Origin of the sequence: Streptomyces sp. YS-3, from assembly GCF_045257485.1 — a bacterium.
GTDB lineage: Bacteria > Actinomycetota > Actinomycetes > Streptomycetales > Streptomycetaceae > Streptomyces.
Window position 1 is genome coordinate 1 of sequence record NZ_JBJHPC010000221.1, and the last position, 10,871, is coordinate 10,871.

Annotated in this window: 10 protein-coding genes and 1 pseudogene; 4 read left to right on the forward strand and 7 right to left on the reverse strand. The window is 66.1% G+C overall.

Annotation, left to right across the window (positions count from 1 at the left end; all coding sequences use genetic code 11):
- Positions 1-622: 622 nt before the first annotated feature.
- From ACJA3G_RS19085 to ACJA3G_RS19100, 4 genes are all read right to left on the reverse strand, one after another.
- Positions 623-775 carry a hypothetical protein gene (locus ACJA3G_RS19085; protein ID WP_406554218.1) on the reverse strand — a complete coding sequence of 51 codons (153 nt, stop codon included), beginning with the start codon at positions 773-775 and terminating at the stop codon, positions 623-625.
- A 165-nt stretch (positions 776-940) separates the two neighbouring features.
- Positions 941-1,879 (reverse strand): NADP-dependent oxidoreductase, encoded by a 939-nt coding sequence (locus ACJA3G_RS19090; protein WP_406554219.1) that lies wholly within the window; start codon positions 1,877-1,879, stop codon positions 941-943.
- A gap of 412 nt (positions 1,880-2,291) precedes the next feature.
- A complete protein-coding gene (locus ACJA3G_RS19095) occupies positions 2,292-3,152 on the reverse strand; it encodes a hypothetical protein (RefSeq protein WP_406554220.1) in 861 nt (286 codons plus the stop codon).
- A gap of 10 nt (positions 3,153-3,162) precedes the next feature.
- Positions 3,163-3,726, reverse strand: a complete 564-nt coding sequence (locus tag ACJA3G_RS19100; RefSeq protein ID WP_406554221.1) for a papain-like cysteine protease family protein — start codon at positions 3,724-3,726, stop codon at positions 3,163-3,165.
- A gap of 596 nt (positions 3,727-4,322) precedes the next feature.
- Here ACJA3G_RS19100 and ACJA3G_RS19105 point away from each other — a divergent pair.
- Together ACJA3G_RS19105 and ACJA3G_RS19110 are read left to right on the forward strand one after the other, a co-directional pair.
- The gene (locus ACJA3G_RS19105; protein WP_406554222.1) at positions 4,323-5,339 is read left to right on the forward strand and encodes a hypothetical protein; all 1,017 of its coding nucleotides are present in this window, start codon (positions 4,323-4,325) and stop codon (positions 5,337-5,339) included.
- Positions 5,340-5,537: 198 nt separating this feature from the next.
- Positions 5,538-5,849 (forward strand): hypothetical protein, encoded by a 312-nt coding sequence (locus ACJA3G_RS19110; RefSeq protein ID WP_406554223.1) that lies wholly within the window; start codon positions 5,538-5,540, stop codon positions 5,847-5,849.
- A 139-nt stretch (positions 5,850-5,988) separates the two neighbouring features.
- On the opposite strand, the pseudogene ACJA3G_RS19115 reads toward ACJA3G_RS19110, so the two are convergent.
- Both ACJA3G_RS19115 and ACJA3G_RS19120 read right to left on the reverse strand, forming a co-directional pair.
- Positions 5,989-6,538, reverse strand: a pseudogene (locus ACJA3G_RS19115) (transposase).
- The gene (locus ACJA3G_RS19120) at positions 6,535-7,074 is read right to left on the reverse strand and encodes a winged helix-turn-helix domain-containing protein (RefSeq protein ID WP_406554224.1); all 540 of its coding nucleotides are present in this window, start codon (positions 7,072-7,074) and stop codon (positions 6,535-6,537) included. The pseudogene ACJA3G_RS19115 and the gene ACJA3G_RS19120 overlap by 4 nt, the downstream one beginning before the upstream one ends.
- Positions 7,075-7,727: 653 nt before the next feature.
- Between ACJA3G_RS19120 and ACJA3G_RS19125 the strand changes: the two genes are divergently transcribed.
- Positions 7,728-8,255 carry a hypothetical protein gene (locus ACJA3G_RS19125; protein ID WP_406554225.1) on the forward strand — a complete coding sequence of 176 codons (528 nt, stop codon included), beginning with the start codon at positions 7,728-7,730 and terminating at the stop codon, positions 8,253-8,255.
- Positions 8,256-8,278: 23 nt separating this feature from the next.
- A complete protein-coding gene (locus tag ACJA3G_RS19130; RefSeq protein ID WP_406554226.1) occupies positions 8,279-8,806 on the forward strand; it encodes a hypothetical protein in 528 nt (175 codons plus the stop codon).
- A 338-nt stretch (positions 8,807-9,144) separates the two neighbouring features.
- Here ACJA3G_RS19130 and ACJA3G_RS19135 read toward each other — a convergent pair whose 3' ends face one another.
- On the reverse strand, positions 9,145-10,809 hold the full coding sequence (locus tag ACJA3G_RS19135) for a M4 family metallopeptidase (RefSeq protein WP_406554227.1): 1,665 nt from the start codon (positions 10,807-10,809) through the stop codon (positions 9,145-9,147).
- Positions 10,810-10,871 lie beyond the last annotated feature (62 nt).

Sequence of the window (10,871 nt, forward strand, 5' to 3'; positions counted from 1 at the left end):
GGCGGGGGCAACGAGGTGGGCCTGGTCGAGGTGGTCGCGGCCGACGTGTTGGCGCGGTGATCCACGCCCCGTATGGTGCCCGCTTCCGTCCGGGACGTGCTCGATGCGGGCTCGTCGGGCGATGCCGCCCTCGCGTGTGGCTCCGGGTTTCGGTTCTGACTTACTTTCCGGATGTCGTTGGTGATCTTGTCGCGACCTGTTGGCGCGGAGGTGTTGCATCCCGTGGGACTGCCGGATTTGCAGCTGACGGACGTGCTCTGCGCCGCCCCCGGCCAACAGCCCGGCTCAACCCCGTCACGCGACCAGCGGCCATTTCGCACGCACCGTGGTTCCACCTGAAGATCACCATCAGCATCAATTCCGTGAATGAGCGCTTTGAGCCTGGCCGCTGATCGGGTGACGGGGTGTGTGAGGTCGGGGTGCGCAACGGACAGAGCTCCCGTGCCGTTGAGCCAAACCGACCGAAAACGGCGCAGGTCAGCACCCGTCGGCGGATGGACAAGGGGACTTGTCCGCGGACAAGCCGTCTTGGACGTGGGTCCAGACCCATACAAGATGGTGGCGACTGCCGCCTCACGCCGTCGACGGTTCGTACAAGGGCAGGAAGTGGACGACCGCTCGCTCATACGGATGGGCCTCGCGGGTAGCCCGGGACGGCAGCGGTCTGATCCGTGTCGCGGACCGACTCGCTTCGGTACTCCTCGCTGTGCTGTACGGCGCCCGCCTCGCCGTCGTACGGCTGCGAGCCGGGAAAGGGCTGCCAGTTGCCCGTCACCTTCCAGATGCTGGAACACCGGGCATACTCGCCTACCCGTCCTGCCCTTGCCGAGTGGAGAGCATCGATCACTGCTTCGGCATGGCTCCCGGGGACGAACATTCGATCTCCAACCGCGGTATGCCTGGACCTCAACGACTGGGTGACCAGCACGTCCGACAGGCTCTAGGGCACGAGGACGATCTTGCCCTGCACTCGGCCGGTTTCGCTGAGCTCGTGGGCCTTCGCGGCCTCGGTGAGAGGGAAGGCCTTGGCGATCGTGGGGTGCACACCGTGGGTGTCGACGAGTTCGGCGAAGGCGGTCAGCACGGCGGGGGTCGGTTCCAGGAAGAACTCCACGAACCGCACGCCGAGTTCGGCGGCGCGGGCTGTCACCTCGGTGCGGTCCACGCCGACGCCGACGACGTCGACCAGGATGCCGCCCGGCTTGAGGGTGGCCAGCGAGCGTGGGCCGTAGTCGTTGCTGACGGTGTCCAGCACCGCGTCGATGTCGCGCAGGGCCGAGAAGTCCTCCACCGTGTAGTCGATCAGCTCGTCGGCGCCGAGTCCGCGCAGGTAGTCGTGCTTGGCGGAGCGAGCCGTGCCGATGACGTATGCGCCCCGGGCCTTGGCGATTTGCACACCGAGGTGGCCGACTCCGCCGGCAGCGCCGTGGATCAGCACGCGGTGGCCGGGCTGTACGTCGGAGAGAGCCACCAGAGCCTGGTAGGCGGTGAAGCCGGAGATCGGCAGGGCGGCGGCGCCGACGTGGTCGAGGGTGCGCGGCTTGGGCGAGATCCGGTCCTCGGTGACCACCACGTGGTCGGCGTGGCTGCCGTGTGGCGGGATGGTCCAGCCGTAGACGTCCTCGCCCACCGCGAAGCGGACCGCGCCTTCGCCGACGGCCTCCACGGTGCCGCTGAACTCGTGCCCGAGCACGAACGGCGGCGGGCCGAAGAAGTCCACCTTGCCGATGCGGACCTTCCAGTCTGCGGGGTTCATGCCGGTGGCCCGTACCCGGACCAGGACTTCTCCGGGGCCCGGCGAAGGGAGGGGTATCTCGGCGAGTTCCAGTACGTCGGAGCCGCCGATGGCCTGCTGTGTGATCACCCGTGTCGTTGTCATGGAGATCATTTTGAGTCAGGTGATCATGGAAGGGTAGCTGTTTCGCTCCCAGCTTCCGGGCCCGTTCTCGCAGGCGAGTTGCGCCGCTCGGACAGCTGGCCTGCCGTACCGCTCCGGGCTTCGCGTCCGAGGCGAGATTCTCGCGCTCGATGCGATCTACGGAGCGTGATGAATTTGGCAGGTAAGGACGGGGCGACGCCTGGGTCGTGCGGCTGCACTTGGCCGGCGGAGTGCAGCCGCTGCGGCCGGAGGAGCAGGTCTTCGAGGCGACGTTGGACGGCTGGCGCAATCAGGAGCCGGCGCGGAATATCGCGCTGTCGACCATCTGGCCTGAACGCGCCTGCCCGCTGTGGTGCAAGGCTTCGCCCCGGCACCCGGCCGAAGCCGGAGACCGGGGCGAAGAGGGCCGGATTCAGCCCGAGGTGCTGCGTCGGCGGTGGAGGATGAAGGCGCCCCCCGCGAGCGCGAGTGCCGCGCTCGAACCGGCGAGGAGCGCTGGTGTCGAAGGTGAGGCGTCCTGCGTTTTCTTCGCGGTGCCGTAGCCGCTGGACATGCCCTTGTTGTCGTACTCCGATCCGGGCAGTTTGTCGGCGTAACGGGACTTGACCAACTTCTGGTAGTCGCTCAGCGAGACCGACGACTGCCCGCCCAGGCCTTGCCGTGCCTGGTCGTTGAGCGGCTCGACCGTGGTGAGCTTCAGCTGGTACCAGCCGCGGATCTGGGGCTCGGTGAACACCAGGGTCCCCAGCGTGGCCTTACCGGCGTACGTCGCGTCGCTGTCTCCCTCGCGCACGGCCGCCAGGTGCCAGCCGCCGCCCTGGGTGGGGGCGAGCATGACGGTGACGTTCCGCCCGTTGACCGAGGCGCTCAGCGTGGAGACCAGAGAACTCAGCTTGATGGCCTCGGTGGCGATCGGCTGGGACGTCCCCGCGACGAAGCCGGGGGTGATCTCGTTCAGGGCCAAGGGGTCCTTGACGGTGAACGCCGGCATCCCCTCGCACGGGTCGGCCTTGTCGGGGATCGGCTGCGACGTCCCGACCCCGTCACCCTGGGGCACCGGAACGCTGAGGAAACGGCAGACGGCGTTGCGGACATTGGCCGACTTCACCAGGTCGAGGGCGGCCTGGTAGTCCGGAATGTCCGCCGGGAGCGGGTCCTTGGCCCCGGCCGTGTGGACGGGGCCGACGATGGACAGCAGTACGGACGCGCTCAGCACCAGGAGGGTGGTCAGGCGGGAGGCCGCCCGGCCGCTGGACGTTCTTGATTCGCGCATGTCGCCTGCCTTAGCGGGAGATGCCGATGCGGGAGTGGGTCCACTTGGACGAGCTGTTGCTCACGTAGTCGTTGTAGTTCCACCACGTGTACGTGGCGGTGTCCGGCCATGGGTCGGCCACCGCGATCGTGTTGTTCGACGTGTCGAAGCCGTAGACCACGTTCATGTGGCCACCGCCGGAGGTCCATCCGATGCGCGCGCCGACGGGACGGGCCGCCTTGACGTCGGTGTAGACCTGGTTGAACGTGGCCGCGCTGTTCAGGCCCGAGCCGGTATGGGACATGCCGAGGCTGCCCCAGCCTCTGGCCATGTCATCAAGTGTGGCGGGCTGGTTGTTGCACCCGTAGGCGGGCTGGGCCCGGGTGCAGAAGTCCGTCTGTGTGCTGCCTAAGCCCTGGAACTTGGCGATCGTGAGCCCGGAGGCGACCCAGCACCACTGGGTCTTCTCCTGCTTGTACATGCCGATGGTGTCCTGCCCCGCCTCAGCGTGGGCCGGGCCTCCGGCGGCTGCGAGCAACCCCGAAGCCGTCAGCGCGATGGCCGACGCCGTGGTCGCGAACGTCAATCTGCCCATCTTCCTGCCTTCCCGCGTAAATGCGATGAGTGCCGGGTGATCTGGCAGGAATATGACAGCGTGAAATGAAGAGCACATATAGAGGGGATGCAGGAACTATACCCATATGGGCGAATCGTCATATAAGCGAGATGTTGCTTCCGGGTCGCAGCCGACCCCGTCCGGAAGCCCGTGGGACACCGATCGGGGCGCTAGCGGCGCTACTTGAGCCGAAGAGGAACGCTGGGCGGTCCGCATCCGGAGTGTGTGACGGACCCGAGCCGGCCAACTACTGCTGCTCGCCGCGGCCGTCGCGGCGCGGTGTGCGGTGGTGCCGGTGCGTTGTATCCACTGCCGGCCAGCAGCAGGGGGGAGTGAGGGTGCTGGCGTTACGGCGCTGGAGGGTGAGGAGGGCGGCGACCGGGACGCTGCGCGGCCGGCTGTGGGCGTGGCGGATGCGGTCGGCCTGGCGCAACAGGAGACCGCAGACGAGCAGGGCTAAGGGCCAAGGCCCTGAGGACTTCCTAACGGGCTGTGCGGAAGGAGATGCTGCAGGCATCGTCTTTGGGTGAGAGGTGGGGGCTGTGGAAGGTTCTGAGGGCTTAGCGTTAGCCGCTGTGCAGGCGATGACGGCAGTCGCGAATGGGGCGGGCACAGCTGTCGGGCAGGCTGTGGGTGAGCTGGTGCGTGACCGGCTCGCAGGCCCACCGGCCGGTCGCGCTGCGGTGGACGGGCTCGGCCAGAGCCCGGAGGGGTTGGCTGCGGCAGACGTGGTCCGTGGTGTTCTGCAGGAGGAGCTGGCGCGCGATCCTGAGTTCACCGAGCGGCTGCGGAACGCTCTCGTGCCACCTCGACCCTCCTTTCCGCCGCACCACACCAGTGGCAGCATTGTCGTTGGATCCAGCAGACTGCGCGGCAGCAATCTCGCCCTGGGCCCGTTGACGATCAGCAACATCCGCAATTCCAAAGGTGCGTTGAGCGGGTTCGTGGCTCTGGCTCTCCTTGTGATTGCTCTGGCGCTCTACGGCGGCGTACAGCTGGCCACTGGGGGTGACCGCGACGGCGGGAACCTCGTCACGCCCAAAGCCAGCAGCGTGGTGCTACGCGACGCGAGTCAGGTTCTGCCTGTCCTACCCGCTCCTGCAAGCTTGCCGACCGGATGGAGTGTGAAGACCGGTTTTCCCGGGACGATGCAGTGCCCGTCGGACAGTCCCGGTTGTGCGGGCACGTCGATCAGCGCAGCTGCGGAATACACCCCCGGCGGGGAGGTCGATCAGGTCAGAATCGAGCTCCGCTCCTACCCCACTGCTGACGCGGCGGCCAAAGGGTACGAGGCGCTCGTCCAACAGCAGAAGAATCGCGGTTCTGGCCTGGAACCGATCTCCTTGCCCAACGTGGGAGGAGATGAGTCGATGGCAGTGTCATGGGGGATCTACCCCAGCTCTGGCATGACGGAAGCGACGGGGGCCACCTCAGTGGTCAGAGTCGGTACGGTCGCTGCCACCGTCTTTCTGCGCGACGAAGGTGCAGGCGGCACGGACCTCGACGTCCTCCAGGCCCTGACTGCAGCCATGGCCGCCCGTATCGGCGAAGCCACCTCCGGCCAGACGCCTCAGACCACCGTTCACCTCTGACTGGGCTTACGGCGGTTGCTCTTCGGCCGTGGAGTGTGCGGGGCGAACGGTTGTCCCCAGTTCAGGTGGCATCCAAACGAGCAGGTGAGCCGAAAGAGTGACGCGGAATCGATACTTCCCTGCTCCCTTCGCTGAGGGGTCTGGGCAGCGGAGAAGCTCGGCGCGTTGGTAATCCCGCCATGTCATGGAGTCTGTCTCATGCGCCTTCGCCGCACCGTCACAGCCGTCTTTGGAGCTCTCGCACTCGCAGTCGCGATGCCGACCTCGGCGCACGCCGCCACCGGTACGTTCAGTTACGTCTCGCCGGAGTCCGGCGATCTCGACATCACCAATCCCACCAACGGAGAGTGCCGCCTGCTGCTCCAAGGCGCCATCAGCGCGTTCAACGGCACGAACGCCACGGCCGTTCTCTTCGCCGACCGGGGCTGCGAGCAGCGGCAGACCACGATGGCCCCTGGCGATCAACGTTTCTTTGGGGATTCCATCCCGCACAGCGTGCGGTTCAACTAGACCGTGTTACTGGCTGTTGCTCTCTTTGGGCCGTGACCGGTCCGCACAGCGCTGGGCGCCAGCAGTACCGTCCGCGGCTCACGCGGCCTTCTGGGAGCATGGAAAAGCCCCCGGCGGAGCTCGACTCCGCGGAAGCTTGTTACTGAGGTTTCGGGCGTGGTGTCGTGAGTGTGAGCCGGTTTGCGGCGAGGCATCCGTCGATGACGTCGCTGCGGTATTGAATCTCGCGGAGGGTGCGGCGCAACGAACGCATCAGGTGGTCGGGGTCGGTGAATGCGGTGGTGTTCCGGCCCGCGCGGCGGACCAGGAACCAGACGCCTTCGACCGGGTTGAGGTCGGGTGCATACAGCGGCAGCTGGAAGAGGGTGATCCAGTCCTGCGAGGCGATGAACTTCCTCAGCCGGGAGCCCAGGTGGACGTTCACGTTGTCCCAGGTGAGCACAAGCGGGGCATCGAGTTGCCGGTGGGCAGCGATCAGGAGGTCCCGGTAGACGGTCCAGGTGAAACTGCGCCGGCCACCGCGTTTGTGGTCCCCCGTGCCGCTTCCGCCGGATGATCAGCCGGGAACGCTCGCCAGGTTTGCAGCAGGTCAGGGCAGCGATGGAGAAACGGCGCTGGGAACGTCCCCACATTGTGATCACGGGGGTGTGGCGTTGCCGGGCCCACGTGCGGGAGGTGGGCGGCGTCATCGACAATCCGGCCTCGTCCTCAAAGACGATGAAGGCCCGGACCGCCGCCGCGATGCTTCCATCTGCGGCCACGTGTCCTTCACCCAGCCAGTGACCTTCTCCTCATCACGCTCCAACGCCCGTCGGGCCGGACCTTGATGACTGAAGCCGTGACTATGGAGTATTTCCATAACGGACGACGGGGCGAGGGACTTGTGGAAGTGGCGACCGATCAGTGTCTTGATCCTCGCCAGAGTCCAGGTCTGGTCCGGCCAGCCATGCGTGACCGGCCCCCTGGCCAACTCCTTTTCCAGCACGGCGAACAAGGCCTCACTCAGCTTTGGCCGTGCGGCCGGCCCCCGAGAACGAAGCATCTGCGAACCGCCGTCCTGCCAGCACCGGGTAGGTGTGTTTGGCGGCAGGGTTCCAGGGCTCTGGTGCTTGACCGGGGCGGCCTCGGAACGCTGCGGGAGGCAGTCTGCCTGGTTGAGCTCGACGATTTTGGTCCGTCCGTTGAAAGGGCCGCCGACGATCTTGATGCCGACGGTGTTGTTCACGATTTCGCCTGCGAGCCAGCGGCGGATGAGTGCCGGGTGCTCGGAATCCTAGTCCCCCATGCCGGAAGCTGACCATGGGATTGGGCGGAGGACAAGTAAGTCGCAAGTCGCTCGGACGGGACGGGTTGGGGTTCGTAGTAGTTCCGTCGCGGAGCGTCGCGAACAACACGTCGGCCCCGCCTCAGGCGCGACGTTGCCGCTCTCGGGCTTGCCGCGGCTTCAGTGGTGACGGAGTGCCAGGCGGGGCTGACCGGCCCTTTGATGCCGACCGGGTCGAGCGTGAGCTCTTGGACGGTGCCCCCGCGAGACGCTGCTCCAAGCGGTGGGCGACGGCGGCGTCGAACGACTCGCACCCGGCTGGGGACACCACGCATTCAAGGTCAGTAGGAGTGACGGGCCATATCTAGCACTGATTAGGGGCTGGTCAAATCCGGCAGCCGGTGGGCAGGTGCAAGGAAACCCCTATCGCGGTATCCAGAATTCCTAATAGACCTGATCCGGAGATCTGGGTAGCGTGCGGCCGTGATGGATATCCGCATCGGTGCGGCGTTAGAGCTGCAATTGTGCAAGCGACCTGACGCGAGCCTGAAACGACTACTCTAAGGAGTGCTATGCCGTTTTGTCGTACTCACAATCGCCGTCTTGGGGCAGGTATGGCTGCTCTCGTGGCGGCAGCCATGATTGGCACTACCGTGTCCGGGTCGGCGGCTGCTGTCGACCGAACGCAAGCGAAGGAAGCGCGATCAGGAGCCTCTGTAGCCGCGCTGCAGGGCGTTAAAGCAGGGTCCGACCTCTCTGGCGTCAGCGATGAACAGGGTATAGCGGCAGTCCAGGAAGCGCTCGACCTCATCGCCTCTATTCCTGAGTCGCTGATCGAGCGCCTTGAGGCAGGTGACCAGGGGGCGGTCCAGGAGGCGGCAGACTTCCTGAACCAGGCCTCCAGTGCAAAACCTTCCACGCGTGGGTGGTTCCAGTGCGCGGCCGGGGTAGCAAAGTTCGCTGCCGAGAATGCAATCGGCGTCGCTAAGGTGTATAGGATAGTCAAGAACGGCAAGAAAGTGGCACAAGCTGTCTGGGATTACATCAAGCACAAGAAGTATCCTGGCAATGTTGACGATGACATCGCTAATCTCATAGTCAACTCTACGGGGCTTCCTGCGCTGGCGGAAGCATGCCTGTAGCCAGGTGAGAGGAGGGGGTCGCCATGAAACGTGACGAAGACAAGAAAATTGCCGACTCGGGTGGCGGCCCCGGGGCTATAGCTTCAGGTGCTGTCTATACGACCACATTCCTGCTCCCGGCGTACATTCCCGCCACTTTGATCGGTGAACTATTCGGTAACCGTGGTGTGCCTGCATCGCCGTGGCTGATGGCACCGGTCGTGATACTGGCAATTTCGGTAATGATGCGGTTCGAGCCGTATCTGCAGGGGCGATCTTGGTGGCCTCGGGTTGATGACGTATGGGGGGCGCTGCTGCTCGGTCTGAGTGTCGTCCTTCCCATCGTCGTCGCTGTGGCGTGGCCGATGTCCTTTTGGTCGTGGTTGCCGCCGGTCGTCCCTACGCTTTTGTCCTTTGTGCCGGTGGCGTTCACTGTGTGGTGCGTCAAGCGCTGGCATCGGCATCTGTGGAAAAAACAGAGGCCGCAGTTGGGCCCCTATCGACCTATTCCTCGGATCAACAGTCAGGGACCTAATGGGCCTTCGGATTCCTTTCCTCTTGAAGGTAGTTGACGAACTAAACCCCTTGACGGCTACCGCGTCTGCGACGGAAGCACCACAGGGCCCCGATCCGCTTTCAAACTCGTGCCAGCGCGCAATGAAAATCGGTCCAGTGGAGTGGAATCCGTCCTACGTCATCACAGTGCCCTGGGCGGTCGCACACCAGGGTCTGGCGCAGGAACGGCGTTCCGGCAGGAGCGGAGTCGTCCAGCTGCTCGTACGCCGGGGAGGTCGTCGGGTCGTCCCAGGTGCTGTGGAGGATGCCGGGGGTCTTGGGCAGAGCGCAGCCACGGTATCGCGGCAGTGCCGCACCGGTTCCGCACCGGTGCGGCACTGCGCGGTTCGGGGGGTCAGGCCTTGACGTTCACACCGGCCCAGGCGGCGTCCACGGCCTTGGCCTCGGCGCTGTTCGCGCCGTAGAGGTCGGTGGCCGCCTTCAAGGTGCCCTGGCGGGCGCCGTGGTAGTCGGTGGTGGAGGTGAAGTACGTGGTCAGTGCCTTGTACCAGATCTGCACCGCCTTGTCGCGGCCGATGCCCGTGACCGTGGAGCCGTCCACGGTCGGGCTGTCGTAGTGCACACCGTTGATGTCCTTCGCGCCGCTGCCCTCGGACAGCAGGTAGAAGAAGTGGTTGGCGACACCGGAGGAGTAGTGCACGTCGAGATCGCCGACGCCGGAGCTCCAGTAGTCGGCCGAACCACGGCCGTCCTTGCTCGGCTTGTCCTGGTAGCGCAGCGGCTTGCCGTTGCCGAAGATGTCGATCTTCTCGCCGAGCAGGTAGTCCCCCTTGTCCTGGGCGTTGTTCGCGTTCCACTCCACCGCGGTGCCGAAGATGTCCGAGGTGGCCTCGTTCAGGCCGCCGGACTCGCCGGAGTACTGCAGGTTCGCGGTGGCGGAGGTGACACCGTGGCTGAACTCGTGACCGGCCACGTCGAGCTGGGTCAGCGGGTGCTGGTTGCTCGCGCCGTCGCCGTAGCTGATGGTGAAGGAGGCGTCGTCCCAGAAGGCGTTCTGGTAGGCGTTGCCGTAGTGGACGCGGGAGACGGGGGCCCGGCCGTCGTTCTTGATGCCGTTGCGGTGCAGGACGTTCTTGTAGAAGTCCCAGGTCTGGGCGGCGCCGTAGGCGGCGTCCACGGCGGCGGTCTGGTTGTTGGCGGGGCTGCCGGTACCCCACTTGTTGTCCGCGTCGGTGAATACGGTGCCCTTGCCGCTCGTCCGGTGCTTGAGGTCGACGGTGCTGGAGCCGCCGCGCACGCTGTCGACGAGGGAGTATCCCGTGGACGACGTGGTGGTGTTCAGGCTGACGGTGCCGCTGTACTGGCTGGCGCCGGTGCCGACGGCGCCGACCTGCGAACCGCCCGGTGTGGCCGCACCGGAGCCGCCCTTGGCAGTGATGCCCTCGGCTATGTCGTTGATCAGCTGGATCTCGTACAGCTTCCTGCCGGTGTCGGCGTCGGTGATGACACGCAGTCTGCTCGGCGTGACACCGTCGCGCTGGGTGCCGGTGACAACGCTCTCATAGGCGAGGACAGGCTTGCCGCCGGCGGCCCAGACGACCTTGCGGGGGGCGCTGGTGGCGGCACCCGCGGTCTTCGCGGCTGTGGCCGCCTTGATCGCGGCGGACGTGGCGACAGTGGGGGCCAGCTTCGGGTCGAGCGAGGCGACCTTGATGGGGGTCTTGACGGCTTTGGTGACGTCCTTGACGGTGCCGTCGGCGGCGCGGTGGACGATGAGGTCGCCACCGAGGACCGGAAGTCCGGCGTAGGTGCGCTCGTAGCGGGTGTGGACCGTGCCGTCGGCATCCTTGATGACGTCCTTGACGATCAACTCCTCCTGGGCGCCGAGGCCGAGTGCCTGGGCGGTGGCCGCGACGGAGGCGCGGCCGGGGTGTCCCGCGGCGGCACGCGCTGATGCGGTGGCTGCACCGGCGGCGAGCAGGGCGCCGGTGAGGACGGCGGCGCCGGAGGTGAGGGCGAGACGGCGGGCCCTGTTGCCGGTGGGGGAGAGCGAAGACATGTGGTTTCTCCAGAGAGTCATGGGGGAGTGGGGGCGGTTTCGCCGCCCATCCGTCCAGGGAG